General features: G+C 66.8%; 16 protein-coding genes. 13 read left to right on the top strand and 3 right to left on the bottom strand.

Annotated elements, in window-relative coordinates; translation table 11 throughout:
* The first annotated feature begins 14 nt into the window (after positions 1–14).
* The 6 genes from ftsY to ACR2JI_RS15065 all read left to right on the top strand — a co-directional run bounded on the left by ftsY (position 15) and on the right by ACR2JI_RS15065 (position 8,435).
* Positions 15–1,385, top strand: coding sequence for a signal recognition particle-docking protein FtsY (gene ftsY / locus ACR2JI_RS15090; protein WP_526391358.1), 1,371 nt, complete (start codon positions 15–17; stop codon positions 1,383–1,385).
* Between the two features lie 142 nt (positions 1,386–1,527).
* The gene (locus tag ACR2JI_RS15085; RefSeq protein WP_526391355.1) at positions 1,528–2,907 is read left to right on the top strand and encodes an ammonium transporter; all 1,380 of its coding nucleotides are present in this window, start codon (positions 1,528–1,530) and stop codon (positions 2,905–2,907) included.
* Between the two features lie 5 nt (positions 2,908–2,912).
* The gene (locus ACR2JI_RS15080) at positions 2,913–3,251 is read left to right on the top strand and encodes a P-II family nitrogen regulator (protein WP_526391353.1); all 339 of its coding nucleotides are present in this window, start codon (positions 2,913–2,915) and stop codon (positions 3,249–3,251) included.
* Positions 3,252–3,303: 52 nt separating this feature from the next.
* Positions 3,304–5,757 (top strand): [protein-PII] uridylyltransferase, encoded by a 2,454-nt coding sequence (locus tag ACR2JI_RS15075; RefSeq protein ID WP_526391351.1) that lies wholly within the window; start codon positions 3,304–3,306, stop codon positions 5,755–5,757.
* Positions 5,758–5,803: 46 nt separating this feature from the next.
* Positions 5,804–7,357 (top strand): signal recognition particle protein, encoded by a 1,554-nt coding sequence (gene ffh, locus ACR2JI_RS15070; protein WP_526391349.1) that lies wholly within the window; start codon positions 5,804–5,806, stop codon positions 7,355–7,357.
* 7 nt (positions 7,358–7,364) lie between these two features.
* Positions 7,365–8,435: an amidohydrolase family protein gene (locus ACR2JI_RS15065; protein WP_526391347.1), complete on the top strand. Its 1,071-nt coding sequence runs from the start codon at positions 7,365–7,367 to the stop codon at positions 8,433–8,435.
* Here ACR2JI_RS15065 and ACR2JI_RS15060 read toward each other — a convergent pair.
* Together ACR2JI_RS15060 and ACR2JI_RS15055 are read right to left on the bottom strand one after the other, a co-directional pair.
* A complete protein-coding gene (locus ACR2JI_RS15060) occupies positions 8,429–9,262 on the bottom strand; it encodes a D-alanyl-D-alanine carboxypeptidase family protein (RefSeq protein WP_526391345.1) in 834 nt (277 codons plus the stop codon). The genes ACR2JI_RS15065 and ACR2JI_RS15060 overlap by 7 nt on opposite strands.
* Positions 9,263–9,569: 307 nt before the next feature.
* The gene (locus ACR2JI_RS15055; protein ID WP_526391343.1) at positions 9,570–10,451 is read right to left on the bottom strand and encodes a D-alanyl-D-alanine carboxypeptidase family protein; all 882 of its coding nucleotides are present in this window, start codon (positions 10,449–10,451) and stop codon (positions 9,570–9,572) included.
* A 56-nt stretch (positions 10,452–10,507) separates the two neighbouring features.
* Here ACR2JI_RS15055 and ACR2JI_RS15050 point away from each other — a divergent pair, with 56 nt between their 5' ends.
* The 5 genes from ACR2JI_RS15050 to trmD all read left to right on the top strand — a co-directional run bounded on the left by ACR2JI_RS15050 (position 10,508) and on the right by trmD (position 13,088).
* A complete protein-coding gene (locus ACR2JI_RS15050; RefSeq protein ID WP_526391341.1) occupies positions 10,508–10,963 on the top strand; it encodes a nuclear transport factor 2 family protein in 456 nt (151 codons plus the stop codon).
* A gap of 124 nt (positions 10,964–11,087) precedes the next feature.
* The gene (gene rpsP, locus ACR2JI_RS15045) at positions 11,088–11,639 is read left to right on the top strand and encodes a 30S ribosomal protein S16 (RefSeq protein ID WP_526391339.1); all 552 of its coding nucleotides are present in this window, start codon (positions 11,088–11,090) and stop codon (positions 11,637–11,639) included.
* Positions 11,636–11,878: an RNA-binding protein gene (locus ACR2JI_RS15040; RefSeq protein WP_526391337.1), complete on the top strand. Its 243-nt coding sequence runs from the start codon at positions 11,636–11,638 to the stop codon at positions 11,876–11,878. The genes rpsP and ACR2JI_RS15040 overlap by 4 nt, the downstream gene beginning before the upstream one ends.
* Positions 11,878–12,405 (top strand): ribosome maturation factor RimM, encoded by a 528-nt coding sequence (gene rimM, locus ACR2JI_RS15035; RefSeq protein WP_526391335.1) that lies wholly within the window; start codon positions 11,878–11,880, stop codon positions 12,403–12,405. The genes ACR2JI_RS15040 and rimM overlap by 1 nt, the downstream gene beginning before the upstream one ends.
* Positions 12,405–13,088, top strand: coding sequence for a tRNA (guanosine(37)-N1)-methyltransferase TrmD (trmD, locus tag ACR2JI_RS15030; protein WP_526391333.1), 684 nt, complete (start codon positions 12,405–12,407; stop codon positions 13,086–13,088). The genes rimM and trmD overlap by 1 nt, the downstream gene beginning before the upstream one ends.
* 6 nt (positions 13,089–13,094) lie before the next feature.
* Here trmD and ACR2JI_RS15025 read toward each other — a convergent pair whose 3' ends face one another.
* Positions 13,095–14,009 (bottom strand): serine hydrolase, encoded by a 915-nt coding sequence (locus ACR2JI_RS15025; RefSeq protein ID WP_526391331.1) that lies wholly within the window; start codon positions 14,007–14,009, stop codon positions 13,095–13,097.
* A 296-nt stretch (positions 14,010–14,305) separates the two neighbouring features.
* On the opposite strand from ACR2JI_RS15025, the gene rplS reads away from it, so the two are divergent.
* Positions 14,306–14,647 carry a 50S ribosomal protein L19 gene (gene rplS / locus ACR2JI_RS15020; protein ID WP_526391329.1) on the top strand — a complete coding sequence of 114 codons (342 nt, stop codon included), beginning with the start codon at positions 14,306–14,308 and terminating at the stop codon, positions 14,645–14,647.
* Between the two features lie 70 nt (positions 14,648–14,717).
* The gene (gene lepB, locus ACR2JI_RS15015; protein WP_526391327.1) at positions 14,718–15,530 is read left to right on the top strand and encodes a signal peptidase I; all 813 of its coding nucleotides are present in this window, start codon (positions 14,718–14,720) and stop codon (positions 15,528–15,530) included.
* Positions 15,531–15,545: the final 15 nt, after the last annotated feature.

The raw sequence follows: 15,545 nt of genomic DNA, 5'->3' as shown, positions 1-15,545 counted from the left end.
GAAACAATGGCGACGTGTCCCAGGGTCTCTGGATCGCTATCGCGGTCATCGCTGTCCTCATTGTCGTCGGGCTGGTCATCGGGTCGTTGCTGTACCGGCGGCGCCAGGTTAGCTTGCGCCGTGGTCCGGATGCCATCGAGGCTGCCACACCGGTGGACAGGTCCGGCGGGTATACCGCCTCCTCAGGCATATCCTTCACACAATCGTCAGGACCTTCGCCGGTCCCTTCGCCGGCCGCCAAGCCGGTCGCTAAGCTCGACACCACCGGTTTGCCAGGAGTCGGTGACGACGCCGCCATCCCGCGTGATTCGCTCAAGCGGCCGATAGCGCAGGTCCACCTTCCCGAGCCCCCGGTCATCGAGGAGCCCGCTGCCGCGCCCGCTGTCGTTGATGCCGGCGCCATTGCGCCTCCGGTGTCTGATGTCGGCGCCATTGCGCCTCCGGTGTCTGATGTCGGCGCCATTGCGCCCCCGGCCGGCCGGCTGGAGCGACTGCGGGGCCGCCTTGCGAAATCCCAGAACGCGTTCGGTCGCAGCATGCTGGGCCTGCTCGGCGGCGGCGATCTCGACGAGGCCTCCTGGGACGAGGTCGAGGACACCCTGCTGATCGCCGACCTCGGGCCGACCGCCACCACCTCGATCACCGCCCACCTAAGGGAAAAGCTGGCCAGTGGCAACGTTCGCAGCGAGGCCGAGGTGCGTGCCATCCTGCGCGAGGTGCTCATCGAAGCGCTCAATCCGGGGATGGACCGTTCGATCAAGGCCCTGCCGCACGCGGAGAAGCCGTCGGTGCTGCTGGTGGTCGGCGTCAACGGAACCGGTAAGACCACCACGGTGGGCAAGCTGGCCCGGGTGCTGGTGGCCGACGGGCGCCGCGTCGTACTCGGTGCGGCCGACACCTTCCGCGCCGCCGCCGCCGACCAATTGCAGAGTTGGGCTTCGCGGGTCGGCGCCGAGGTGGTGCGTGGCGCGGAGGGCGCCGATCCGGCGTCGGTGGCATTCGATGCCGTCGACCGCGGGATCGAAATCAGTGCCGACGTCGTCGTCATCGATACGGCCGGGCGGCTGCACACCAAGACCGGACTGATGGACGAACTCGGCAAGGTCAAGCGGGTCGTCGAGAAGCGCGCCGCGGTCGATGAAGTGCTTCTGGTCCTGGACGCGACGATCGGTCAGAACGGACTCGCTCAGGCCCGGGTGTTCGCCGACGTCGTCGACATCACCGGGGTGGCGCTCACCAAGCTGGACGGAACGGCCAAGGGCGGCATCGTCTTCCGCGTTCAGCAGGAACTCGGCGTGCCGGTCAAGCTGGTCGGGCTCGGCGAGGGTCCCGACGATCTGGCCCCATTCGAGCCTGCGGCGTTCGTCGACGCCCTGCTCGGCTGACCCGTGTAACACAACGGCAACCTAAGCCGGCAATCCGTTCACATCAGCGAAACACCAAGGCAGTCCCACGGATACAACCACTGCGCATTGTCTGGTCTAAGTCGTCGGTGCTAGGCCGCGACGCGAAGGAAAGGGACAGCGAGTGGATGGATTCCCGGTAATGGGAGCCCCGGACACCGGTGACACCGCGTGGTTGCTTGCGAGCGCCGCGCTGGTCTTGCTGATGACTCCGGGCCTGGCATTCTTCTACGGCGGCATGGTGCGCGCCAAGGGCGTGCTCAACATGATCATGATGAGCATCAGCGCCATGGGTGTCGTAACGGTGCTCTGGGTGCTGTACGGCTACTCGCTGGCCTTCGGCAATGACGTCAACAATCTCTTCGGCGATCCAGGCCAGTATTTCGGGCTCAAGGGACTGATCGGCGGTAACGCCGTAGTTGAGGTGATCGCTGATCCGAGTGCCGGCATTGAGGCGGTCGAAGCGATCGGCATTCCACTGGCCGGCACGATTCCGCAGACGGTGTTCGTGGCCTTCCAGTTGATGTTCGCCATCATCACCGTTGCCCTGATCTCCGGCGCGGTGGCTGACCGACTGAAGTTCGGCGGCTGGCTGGTCTTCGCCGGACTGTGGGCCACGTTCGTGTACTTCCCGGTTGCGCACTGGGTCTTCGCGTTCGACGGCGTCACCGCCGAGACCGGTGGCTGGATCGCCACCAAACTCAAGGCTATCGACTTCGCCGGTGGCACCGCGGTGCATATCAACGCCGGTGTCGCCGGTCTCGTGCTGGCCATCATTCTCGGTAAGCGCGCGGGCTGGCCGGGAATCCCGATGCGTCCGCACAACCTGCCCTTCGTGATGTTGGGTGCGGGCCTGCTGTGGTTCGGCTGGTACGGCTTCAACGCCGGTTCGGCGGTCTCCTCCGGTGGTCTGGCGGGCACGACGTTCATCACCACCACGATCGCCACCGCTGCTGCAATGCTGTGCTGGCTGCTCACCGAGCGTATTCGTGACGGTCATGCCACCTCGTTGGGTGGGGCCTCGGGTGTGGTGGCCGGTCTGGTCGCCATCACTCCGGCCTGCTCGTCAGTGAATGTCGTCGGCGCTCTGGTCATCGGGGCCACCGCAGGTGTGCTCTGTGCCCTGGCGGTCGGTCTGAAGTTCAAGTTCGGCTTCGATGACTCTCTCGACGTTGTCGGCGTACACCTCGTCGGCGGTCTGGTCGGCACCCTGATGATCGGTCTGGTCGCGGCTCCCCAGGCTCCCGCTGCGGTGGCCGGCCTCTTCTACGGTGGCGGCACCGACCAATTGTGGCGACAGGCGGTAGGCGCCTTCGCGGTTCTGGGGTACTCGGCGGTTGTCACGGCTATCTTGGCCTTGCTCCTGAAATTCACCATCGGACTGCGGCTTGACCGCGAGGACGAGGCGGGTGGCATCGACGAAGCCCAACACGCGGAAACCGCGTACGACTTCGCGATCACGTCCACCGGTTCCGTCTTCCCACGTCAAGGCTCGGAGGTTTAAGGGTTATGAAGCTGATCACTGCGATCATCAAGCCGTTCACGCTGGAGGACGTCAAGACCGGCCTGGAAGAGATGGGTGTCCTGGGTATGACGGTCAGCGAGGTCCAGGGCTACGGACGTCAGAAGGGCCATACCGAGGTCTACCGCGGCGCGGAGTACTCGGTGGATTTCGTCCCGAAGGTCAGGGTCGAGGTCATCGTGGACGACGCCGCGGTGGACAAGGTGGTCGACGCCATCGTGTCCGCTGCCCGCACCGGCAAGATCGGTGATGGGAAGGTCTGGGTGAGCCCGGTGGAGACCATCGTCCGAGTCCGGACCGGGGAGCGGGGAACCGACGCGATCTAGGTCCGGCCGCGCAGGCGGGCCGCGTACGTCACGACACGCGAGGGGACGCCAGATGACAAAGCGAACGGAAGGTTCGGTGGCGGGGTCACAGCACCCCGCCACCGACCTCGCGGCGGCCAACCGCCAGTTGCTCAACGGCAGTCAGCGCCATCTCGATGCCGCTGAACTACGCGAGGCACTGCTGGATCTACACGAACTGTGGCTGACCGCCAAGGCTGCCGAACTGGGGATCACACCGGGGAGCGGCTTCGCTCTGGTGGCCACCGGAGGCCTGGGACGCAGGGAGTTTGTTCCCTACTCGGATCTCGACCTGATGCTGCTGCATGACAACCAGCCCGCGGATGTGGTCAGTCAGGTCGCCGAATCGCTGTGGTATCCGTTGTGGGACGCCAATATTCGGCTTGACCACAGCGTGCGGACGGTCTCGGAGGCTCTGCAGGTGGCCGCCACCGAGATCTCGGCGGGTATGGCCATGCTGGAAGTGCGGCACATCGCCGGTGACAGTGATCTGTCCTCACTGCTGATCGGCGGCGCCCGTCGTCAGTGGCGCGCCGGTATCGCCGCGCGTTTCGACGAGGTGGTCGAACACAACCGAGCTCGCTGGCAGCGCAGCGGGCAGATCGCCCACCGCGCCGAGCCCGATCTCAAGAGCGGGATGGGCGGCCTACGCGACGTCCAACTTCTCAATGCGCTGGCGATCGCCCAACTCGCCGATGTCTATCCGAGCCTTGCTGCGGACTCGCCGGCCGGGTCCCTGGCCAGCGCGCATCTGGCACTGCTCAATGTCCGCACCGAACTACACCGGGTGTCCAAGCGCGGCCGTGACCAACTGATGGCCCAGTTCGCCGACGAGGTGGGCGCGGCGCTGCGTATCGGGGACCGGTTCGATCTGGCCCGGATGCTGTCGGATTCCGCCCGGACGATCAGTTACTACGTGGAGGCCGGACTGCGCACGGCTGCCAACGCGCTTCCGAAGCGGGGCCTTTCCGCGCTGCGGCGGCCGGTCCGGCGGCCGATGGACGAGGGTGTCGTCGAGCAGTCCGGTGAGGTGGTTCTTGCGCGTGACGCGCGTCCGCAGCGCGACCCCGGTCTGACACTGCGGGTGGCTGCGGCCTCCGCGAGCACCGGCATCCCGATCGCGGCATCCACACTGGGCAGGCTGGCCGACACCGCGCCGGAGTTGCGCGCGCCGTGGCCGCGCGACGCGCTCGAAGACCTGCTGGTGCTGCTCAGTTCCGGTCCCACCGCGGTGACCACGATCGAGGCACTGGACCGGACCGGCCTGTGGGGTCGGATCTTCCCGGAGTGGGGGGCGGTGCGCGATCTGCCGCCGCGGGATCCGGTGCATACCTGGACCGTCGACCGTCATCTGGTCGAAACAGTCTCCAGGGCAAGCGCTTTCACCACCCGGGTATCGCGCCCCGACCTTCTTGTCCTTGGTGCGCTGCTGCACGATATCGGCAAGGGCCGCGGCGGCGATCACAGTGTGATCGGAGCGGAACTCGCCGAGCGGGTGGGCACTCGGCTGGGCCTGTGGCCGTCGGACGTCCGGGTGCTCTCGGCGGTCGTGCGTCACCATCTGCTGCTGCCGACCGCCGCAACCCGGCGCGATCTGCAGGATCCCGGCGTCATCGCCGATGTTGTGGAGGCACTCGGCGGCGATCCTGTGCTGCTGGAGCTGCTGCATGCGCTTGCCGAGGCCGACTCCCTGGCGACCGGGCCGGGGGTGTGGGGCGACTGGAAGTCGGCGCTGATCGGCGATCTGGTGCGTCGCTGCCGGATGGTGATGGGCGGTGAGCCCGACCTGGAGCCCGAGCCGATCGCCGATGAACTCCTCGCGCTGGCAGGCGATGGCACCGTGCACGTCGAGATGAAGCCGGGTGAGTGCCCGCACACCTACGAGGTCGCGATGATCGCGCCGGATCAGCGCGGTCTGCTGTCCAAGGCGGCCGGTGTGCTCGCGCTGAATTCGCTGGCGGTGCATTCGGCGTCGGTGAACAGCGCCCTGCTCTCCGATCGGGCCTCGGCCATCAACTCCTTCGTGGTGTCGCCGCAGTTCGGTGAGCCGCCGGTGGCCGAGTTGCTGCGCCAGCAGTTCATCGGGGCCCTCAACGGCGGGCTGGACGTCATCGGAGCGCTGGAGAAGCGCGACCGGGAAGCCGCCCAGTACGGCACCGGCCGCGTCGGTGAACACAATCCGGCAGTACCGGCAGCGCCGGTGGCGCCACCGCTGATCCGCTGGCACGAGGGCACCGGGCCCGACCGTCCGCTCGTCGAGGTGCGGTCGAGTGACCGAACGGGTCTGCTGGCGGTCCTGACGGCGGTGTTCGAGCGGGCCGGGGTCGACATCGACTGGGCCAAGATCACCACGTTGGGTGCGTCGGTGATCGATGTGTTCGCCATCTCCGCGCCGGCGTCCGACGCGGCCCGTGAGGCGCTGGAGAGTGAGCTGTACGCGGTGCTGCCCACCCCGCCGCGTGCTGAACCGGCCCAGGAAGCGGGCTGAGCTATCCGCTAAACGCGCCGGTCGCGCTCACAGTTAGGCTTGCCGGGTGTTTGAATCGCTCTCCGACCGGTTGACCGGTGCGCTGGCCGGCCTGCGTGGCAAGGGTCGGCTGACCGACGCGGACATCGACGCGACCGCCCGCGAGATCCGGCTGGCGCTGCTCGAGGCCGACGTGTCGCTGCCCGTGGTCCGAGACTTCATCAACCGCGTCAAGGAGCGGTCCAAGGGCGCCGAGGTCTCCGGGGCGCTCAACCCGGCCCAGCAGGTCGTCAAGATCGTCAACGACGAACTGGTCGGAATCCTCGGTGGCGAGACCCGCCAACTGGCGTTCGCCAAGACCCCGCCGACGGTCATCATGCTGGCCGGTCTGCAGGGCGCCGGTAAGACCACGCTGGCCGGGAAGCTGGCCAAGTGGCTCAAGGGGCAGGGCCACACCCCGCTGCTGGTGGCCTGCGACCTGCAGCGGCCCGGCGCGGTCAGTCAGCTGAAGATCGTCGGTGAGCGCGCCGGAGTCAGCGTGTTCGCCCCGCACCCCGGGACCAGCGCCGATGTGAGCGAGAGCGATGCGGCCGGAGTGGATGCCCCGGTCGCCGTCGCCGCCGCCGGCCTGGCCGAAGCGAAAGCCAAGCATTTCGACATCGTCATCGTCGACACCGCCGGCCGCCTCGGTATCGATGACGTGCTGATGGCCCAGGCCGCCGCGATCCGGGATGCCGTGACACCCGACGAGACGCTCTTCGTCCTCGACGCGATGATCGGCCAGGACGCGGTGGCCACCGCCGAGGCCTTCGGCGCCGGCGTCGGCTTCACCGGCGTGGTGCTGACCAAGCTCGACGGCGATGCCCGCGGCGGAGCGGCGCTGTCGGTGCGGGAGATCACCGGCGTACCGATCCTGTTCGCCTCCACCGGCGAGAAGCTCGAGGATTTCGACGTCTTCCATCCGGACCGGATGGCCAGCCGCATCCTCGGGATGGGCGATCTGCTCTCGCTCATCGAGCAGGCCGAGCAGGTCTTCGATGCGCAGAAGGCCGAGGAGGCCGCCGCCAAGATCGGCTCCGGAGAGCTGACGCTGGAGGACTTCCTCGAGCAGATGCTGGCGATCCGCAAGATGGGCCCGATCGGCAACCTGCTGGGAATGCTTCCCGGCGCGGCAGGCATGAAAGATGCCCTGGCCGCCGTCGATGACAGCCACCTCGACCGGCTGCAGGCCATCATCCGCGGCATGACGCCTGCCGAGCGCGCAGACCCGAAGATCATCAACGCCTCCCGGCGGCTGCGAATCGCCAACGGCTCGGGGGTGAACGTTTCGGAGGTCAACCAGCTCGTCGACCGGTTCTTCGAGGCGCGAAAGATGATGTCGCAGATGGCCGGTGCGATGGGAATGGGATTCGGCCGGCGATCGTCGAAGAAGAGCGCCAAGGGCAAGAAGGGCAAGAAGGGCGGACGGGGGCCGACGCCGCCGAAGGCCCGCAATCCGTTGCTTGGTGGCGGCATGCCGGACGGTTTCCCCGATCTGTCGCAATTGCCCGAGGGCCTCAACGAACTGCCGCCTGGTCTGGCCGGCTTCGACCTGTCGAAGCTGAAGTTCCCCAAGAGCTAAGCCCCCCATGCACGTTCTGCACGTCCGCGGTCGCGGACTTCCCGATGGCGAGCCGGTTGAGTGGTGGATCGCCGACGGAATCCTCACGTCCGAGCGGGTTGCCGGAGCACAGACGATTTTCGACGGTGGTTGGATCATTGCGGGACTGGTCGACGCGCACTGCCATGTCGGCCTGGGGCCGCACGGGGCCATCGATTTCGACGAGACGATCACCCAGGCCGAGACAGAGCGGGATGTGGGCGCGCTGCTGTTGCGCGACTGTGGTTCACCGGTCGACACCCGGAGTCTCGACGGACACGCTGATCTACCCGAAATCATCAGGGCCGGAAGGCATTTGGCCCGACCGAAGCGGTATATGCAGGGCTATGCCATCGAACTGGAAGACGAGTGGCAGCTTCCCGATGCGGTGGCCGAGCAGGCCCGCCGTGGCGACGGATGGGTGAAACTCGTCGGTGACTGGATCGACCGCTCGGTGGGCGATCTGGCTCCACTGTGGTCCGATGACGTCCTGGTTGCGGCGATCGCAGCCGCCCATGCCGAAGGAGCCAGAGTCACCGCGCACGTCTTCGGTGAGGACGCACTGCCCGGTCTGATCAGGGCCGGTATCGACTGCATCGAACACGGCACCGGGTTGACCGAGGACACCGTCGCGCTGATGGCCGAGCACGGCACCGCACTGGTGCCCACGCTGATCAACATCGAGAACTTTCCCGACTTCGCCGATGCCGCAAGCAAGTACCCGGTCTATGCGACCCACATGCGTGATCTCTACACGCGGTGTCCGGGCCGGATAGGCGCGGCCCGCGAAGCCGGGGTGCCGATCTATGCCGGTAGTGATGCCGGCGGCAATATCGCGCACGGGCGTATCGCCGAGGAGGTGGCGGCGCTCGCCGGGATCGGGATGACTCCGACGGAGGCTCTCGGTGCTGCCAGCTGGGATGCTCGAAAGTGGTTGGGGCGTCCGGCATTAGCCGATGGTGCACCTGCAGACCTGTTGTGCTTCATCGATGATCCGCGCGGTGGGCCGCAGGTGCTGTCCCGGCCGGACCGGGTGATCCTGCGCGGTCGCGTTTACTGACTGAAGCCCCAGTCCAGCAGCGCCCGGCCTTGATCCCACAGATCGTCTTTGCCGTACATCATCACCGCGACCAGTAGCCGGCCGTCGCGCTGCGCCATCGCAACGTAGGTCTCCTGGGCGAGATTGGTGTAGCCGGTCTTGCCGCCGATGAAGCCGGGGTAGCTGGGTAGGAGACGATCATGGCTGGCTATCGTCTTGAAGCCGCCCGAGCCGTTCGGGAACTGTGCGGACGACTGATGAATGATCTGAGCGAACAGCGGATATTTCAGCGCGGCCCGGTAGATCACCGCGAGGTCCTGTGCGGTGGTCACCGACTCCCAGCCCGGTCCGTCCAGACCTGACGGCGACCCGGCCCGGGTGGCGCGCGCGCCGACCTGGACTGCCTTGAGATTCATCTTCTGCACCGCCACCGCGGTGCCGCCCAGCATCTCGCCGAGCAGGTTGGCGGCGTCATTGCCGGAGACCATCAGCAGAGCGTCGAGGAGCTGACGGGTGGTGTAGACGGCGCCGGGCACCAACCCCACGCAGGAGCACTCGACGTCGGTGCTCGACGATGTCGCTCGCACTGCGGCCGCCGGGTTGATCTGGTCGAGGACCACCATCGCCAGCAGTGCTTTGATCGTGCTGGCGGGTGCCAGCGGGGTGTAGGCGTCCTGGCCGCCGAGGATCCGGCCACTGACCATGTCGGCCACCAGCCAGGCCGGCGCCGGACCCCTGGGTGCGTTCACCGCCGCGATCTGCAGGTCAGGCTCGGCTCCGGCGAAGGCAGGGGAGAGAACTGTCAGCAGCCCGGCCACGGCGACGGCTGCTGCGTGGCGTAACCCCATTCCGCCGAGGCTAACGATTCGCGGTGTCGATGCGGTCTCCGTTGAGCGGCGAACTCGACATCCGGTAAACAACGAGGTCCGGCCCGCCACGACAAGGGGGGACGTGGCGGGCCGGTCTCTGGTGGAAGGCGTTCAAAGTCGTGTGTCGACGAAACCCAGACCCCGTTTTTATCCCACCAAGGGAAAAGATACTGTCGAGCACGGATTTTTGGAGGCGAATCATCCCCGTCCGGGCGGGCGTCACCGATCGTTCACGGTGTCGGTGGCCGGTGCCGTGGTCGCACCGGGGGTACCGCCCGCATCGGGTCTAGAGCGCGGCGACGGACTCCGAGCGGTTCTGGGCGAATCCCCAGTCCAGCAGCATTGTGGCCTGATCCCAGTAAGTGGGGCCGCCCGCGTGCACCAGGCCGTACATCATCGCGATCACCAGGCGGCGGCCGTCGCGGTCGGCGGCGCCGACATAGGTTTTCCGGGCGGCGTCGGTGAATCCGGTCTTACCGCCGATCGCACCGGGGTAGCGCGCCAGCAGTTCGTTCTGGTTGACCAGCAGCCGCTCACCGGTGTCGGTGGGAAACGGTGCCGCCGGCTCGGCGGTGATCTGGGCGAATACCGGGTTGGCCATGGCGGCCCGGAAGATCGCGGCCAGGTCGTGCGGTGTGGTCCAGCCCGCTCCACCGGGCCCGTCCAGCCCGGAGGGGCTGGTGGCGTGGGTGTTACTCGCCCCGATGGCAGCGGCCTTGGCGTTCATCTTGTCGACGGCCACGTCAAACCCGCCGAGCATGTCGGCCAGGGTGTTGGCCGCATCGTTGCCGGACACCAGCAGGGTGGCATCGAGTAGCTGGCGCGCGGTGTAGACGTGGCCGGGTTTGATTCCCGCACAGCTGCATTCGACATGGGTGTTGGCCGGGGAGGCCGCCACCGTGGAGTCCAGATTCAGCTCATCGAGCGCGGTGAGCGCGAGTAGCGTCTTGATGGTGCTGGCCGGGGGATGGGGTTCGTACATACCCCGGCCCGCCAGTACCTGGCCGGTGTCCATATCGGCGACGATCCAGGTTGCCGCGGGGCCGTCGGGGATGCTCACCGAGCCGACCGGTTGGATATTGGGCTCGGCGCCGGCCGGGGTGGCCAGAACCGCGGAAGTCGCGCTGATCGTCAGCGTCGCCGCCAGGGCGCAGAGAAGCCGTGCCATGGCGGTCACCCTAACCCGGGTGCTCCGGCGCCGGGATCGGTGTTGAATGTTGACCCATGCTGAGCCTCGCGGAAATCTCTGACCGGCTGGAGATCCAGCAGTTGCTGGTGGACTACTCGACGGCCATCGACCAGCGCCGATTCGACGACCTGGACCGGATCTTCACTCCCGACGCTCATATCGACTACACCGCAATGGGCGGTATCGAGGGCCCGTTTCCCGAGGTCAAGGCTTGGCTGGCGAAGGTTCTGCCGAATTTCCCGGCTTACTACCACCTGATCGGCAACTTCGACATCCGGCTGTCCGGTGACACCGCCACTGGCCGGACCATGTGCTTCAACCCGATGAAGCTCTCGGGTCCTCGGGGGCAGGAGCGAAGCGACTCGGGAGTCAAAACCGACGGCCAGATCATGTTCTGCGCGCTCTGGTACGACGACGAGTTCGTCCGCACCGCCGACGGGTGGCGGATGACCCGGCGGGTGGAGGCCAAGTGCATGGACAAGATCTTCTAGGCGATTTCCGGCAACAGCCCCTGGTCTGGCAGAATCCGACCTGGCCACGCGAGGCAAAACCGGATTCCGGCATCCCGCCGGTGATCGCTGAATTGCAGCGTGAGACTAGAGGAGTAGTTCATTCATGGCTGTCAAGATCAAGCTCACTCGGCTTGGCAAGATCCGCAATCCCCAGTACCGCATCGCTATCGCTGACGCCCGCAATCGCCGGGACGGTCGCTCGATCGAGGTAATCGGCCGGTACCACCCCAAGGAAGACCCGAGCCTGATCGAGATCAATTCCGAGCGGGCCCAGTACTGGCTGTCTGTCGGCGCTCAGCCGACCGAGCCCGTGCTCAAACTGCTCAAGATCACCGGCGACTGGCAGAAGTTCAAGGGCCTGCCCGGAACTGAGGGCACGCTGCAGGTCAAGGCGCCCAAGCCCAGCAAGCTGGAGCTGTTCAACGCCGCGCTGGCCGCCGCTGACGGCGCCCCCACCGGTGAGGCCTCCCAGCTGAAGAAGAAGAAGGCTCCGGCCAAGAAGGCTGATAAGGCCGAGGAGGGGGCCGAGAAGGCCGACGAGGCTGTCGCGGAGGCCCCGGCCGCCGAGGAGACTCCGGCTGCCGTCGAAGAGGCCCCGGCTGCTGAGCCGGCTGCAGAGGCTGCCGAGCCGGCCGCTGAGACCACCGAAGAATGAGCGCTGCGGTAGTCGATGCCGTCGAGCACCTGGTTCGCGGGATCGTCGACAACCCCGATGACGTTCGCGTCGATCTGGTGACCAACCGTCGCGGCCGGACCGTCGAGGTGCACGTGCACCCCGAGGACCTCGGCAAGGTGATCGGCCGTGGTGGCCGCACCGCCACCGCCCTGCGCACCCTGGTCGCCGGGATCGGCGGCCGCGGTATCCGGGTCGACGTGGTGGACACCGACCAGTAGTGGAGCTGGTGGTCGGAAGGATCGCCAAGGCACACGGGGTCACCGGCGAGCTCGTGGTCGATGTTCGCACCGACGACCCCGACGAGCGCTTCGGCGCGGGAAAAACTCTGCGGCTCAAGCGACCCCGTGGCGGGTCGGAGTCGGCCGTCGTCCTGGAATCGGTGCGTCCGCACGGTGGGCGCCTGCTGGTGCGGCTGCCCGGTGTGACCGATCGGGACGGCGCTGACGCCCTGCGCGGGTGTCTGTTCGTCGTCGACTCCGCCGATCTGCCGCCGATTGAAGATCCGGACGAGTTCTACGATCACCAGCTCGAGGGTTTGGCAGTACAGACTGTCGACGGCTCACCGGTCGGCACAGTCCTCGAGGTTCTGCACACCCCTGCCGGCGAATTGCTATCGGTGCGCAAGGAATCCGGCGACGAGCTCCTTGTGCCCTTCGTCAGCGCGATCGTCACATCGGTGTCGCTGGCCGACGGGGTCGTGGTGATCGATCCGCCGGAAGGACTGCTGGATCTGGAGTCGCTGTGATGCGTGTCGACGTCATCACCATCTTCCCCGACTATCTCGATCCGGTTCGGCAATCTCTGCCCGGCAAGGCGATTGAGGCCGGGATCGTCGACTTCGCCGTCCACGATCTTCGACGGTGGACTCATGACGTGCATCGTGCTGTCGACGACGCGCCGTACGGCGGTGGTCCCGGAATGGTGATGAGGGCTCCGGTCTGGGGTGCCGCGCTCGACGAGATCTGTTCTGCGCAAACGCTTCTGGTGATTCCGACCCCCGCCGGCCGGTTGTTCGGGCAGGCCGACGCCGAGCAGTGGGCCGGCGAGGAACATCTGGTGTTCGCCTGCGGGCGCTATGAGGGAATCGATCAGCGGGTCGCCGACGATGCCGCCCGACGGATGCGGGTCGCGGAGGTCTCTATCGGCGATTACGTCCTGTCCGGCGGTGAAGTGGCAACACTGGTGATGATCGAGGCGATCGTGCGGCTGATGCCGAACGTCATCGGCAATCCGCTCTCGCACCAGGATGATTCGCACTCGACGGCCGGGCTGCTCGAGGGGCCCAGCTACACCCGACCGCCGGTCTGGCGCGATCTCGAAGTCCCACCGGTGTTGCTCTCCGGGGATCACGCCAAGGTGGCACAGTGGCGATACGACCAGGCGATGGAGCGCACTCGGCGGCGCCGACCCGACCTGCTGGGGGATTGAGCCCGGTTAGATCCGGCCGGCCGGGAACATCGTCTTGAGGGCTTGGGTGACGGTGTTGCGCGCGGTGGCGTCATCGACGGGCTGCATGGAGGCGACCGCCATCACATAGCGGCGGTCCGCACCGATCACGCCGGTGGACAGGTGCAGCCAGTTGGGTCCGTTCCAGCAGCACATCCAGCCCTGCTTCACCGCGACCGGTTCGGCGAACAGCCCGTCGGGGATGCCGAACCGCTGTGGGTAGCCGTCGGCGCCCAGCGGCGACGATGCGGCCAGGTTGGCCAGCATCAGGTCAGCCTGCGGCCGGGGGAGCCCGCCGGAACCGTCCAGCAGCATCGTGTAGTAGCGCACCAGGTCAGTGGTGGTGCTCATGGTGTTCCACCAGTTGCCGTCGTAGGGCACGGTGGTGCTGGTCAGGTGATAGCGGGCGGCCACCCGCTTGATGACGGCGTTGCCGCCGTCCCGGGACCAGAATTCGTCGGCGGCCCAGTCGTCGGAGGAGCGCAGCATCGTCTCGAGGAGATGCCTGTCGCCGGCGGTAAGGGGACTCTTGCGCTGCGCCGCCTGAATCAGCATGTCATCGGCGATGAACAGCTTGGCCACCGAGGCAATCGGGAAGGGGGCCTTATCGCCGCTGGTGACAAGTCGGCCGGTCTGGCGGTCCAGCAGTGCCAGGCTCATATCGGCGCCGCTCACCTGGGCCGCGGCGGTGGCTTTGTTGGCCAGCGCGGTGAAGTTCACGGGCGGAGGGGTGACGACCGCGGGAACGCTGGTCACGGCGGTCGGGCGGGCTGCCAGCAACGACACCGGCTCGGCGTGACTGGTGAAGATTCGACCGCTGACCTGGGCGGAGGATGCGCCGAGTAGGAGCACAGCCAGTGTGGCGAGCAATCCCGAGAGGAGTTTCGAGCGACGACGTCGCATGATCCCCTCCCTGACTTGGCGGCAAGCTGATTAGGGCCACCCCAGTCGAAGCCCGGTCGGCTAAGGGTAGCGGTGGTCTCAGTAGACCGCACAATTGCTCGAATCAGTCACACACCCACTCGGCGGGTCGTGCGATTTCGTCGGTCGCGGCGCATCTGGCACAATTGGGGAGTTGCCTGCGCGGGCCGGAGGAATCCGCCTGCTGCGACAAACAACCGACCACCAGCTCGGCGATGTCAGGCGTCCATGCCCGGACCTCCGCCCGCAGCTCGACCGCAAGAGGAAGTGTCACCGAGATGAACACTCTGGACTTCATCGACCAGGCGTCGCTGCGCGACGACGTCCCGGAATTCGGGCCCGGCGACACCATCAACGTTCACGTCAAGGTCATCGAGGGCAACAAGTCTCGGATCCAGGTCTTCAAGGGTGTCGTCCTGCGTCGCTCCGGTGGCGGCGTCCGGGAGACCTTCACCGTGCGCAAGGAGAGCTACGGGGTCGGCGTCGAGCGCACGTTCCCGGTGCACTCGCCCAATGTCGACCACATCGAGGTGCTGACCCGTGGCGACGTCCGCCGGGCCAAGCTGTACTACCTGCGCGAGCTGCGGGGCAAGAAGGCCAAGATCAAAGAGAAGCGCTGAGCTTCGACATGCCGCTGCCACAAGCGCGGTGCCTGGTTGATCCTGGCGCCCCGCTGGCTACGCTGATCGCGTGACCTCCACCCCGAAATCCGACGACGAGCGCAAGCCCGTCACGGAGTCCTCGGAGGCCCCGGAGGCCCCGGAGCTTCCCAAGAAGAAGTCGGCTCTTCGGGAGGGCGCGGTTCTGGTCGGAATCGCGCTCGTCCTCTACTACGTGATGCTGACCTTCATCGCTCGGCCCTATCTGATTCCGTCGGAGTCGATGGAACCGACCCTGCACGGCTGCAAGGGCTGCGTCGGTGACCGGATCATGGTTGACAAGGTGACCTACCGGTTCAGCTCCCCGGAACCCGGCGATGTGGTCGTGTTCAAGGGTCCGCCGAACTGGAACGTCGGTTACAAGTCGATCCGTTCGGACAACCCGGCGATCCGGGCGGTGCAGAACGCGCTGTCGTTCGTCGGTTTCGTCCCGCCCGACGAGAACGACTTGGTCAAGCGGATCATCGCGGTAGGTGGTCAGACCGTTGCGTGCCGCGCGGACACCGGGCTGACCGTCGACGGTAAGGAGCTCACAGAGCCCTATATCGACAAGACCACGATGATGGCCGACCCCGTCGTCTACCCGTGCCTCGGCAATGAGTTCGGCCCGGTGAAGGTTCCCGACGGGCGGCTGTGGGTGATGGGGGACAACCGCACCCATTCCGCGGACTCCCGGGCGCGCTGCACCAGCACCCCCGCCGATGCGCAGAAGGGCATCATCTGCACGGGTGACCCGATGGCCGGCACCGTCCCGGTGGACGACGTCATCGGTAAGGCCCGCTTCATCGCCTGGCCGCCGTCGCGTTGGGGTGGTGTTTCGTCGGTCGACCCCCAGCAGGGTTGAGATGCCTTCCAGGAA

The organism is Mycobacterium sp. (assembly GCF_051006775.1).
GTDB lineage: Bacteria > Actinomycetota > Actinomycetes > Mycobacteriales > Mycobacteriaceae > Mycobacterium.
Note: the sequence above shows the minus strand (reverse complement) of the source record. Positions and strands in the feature narration are given on the sequence as shown.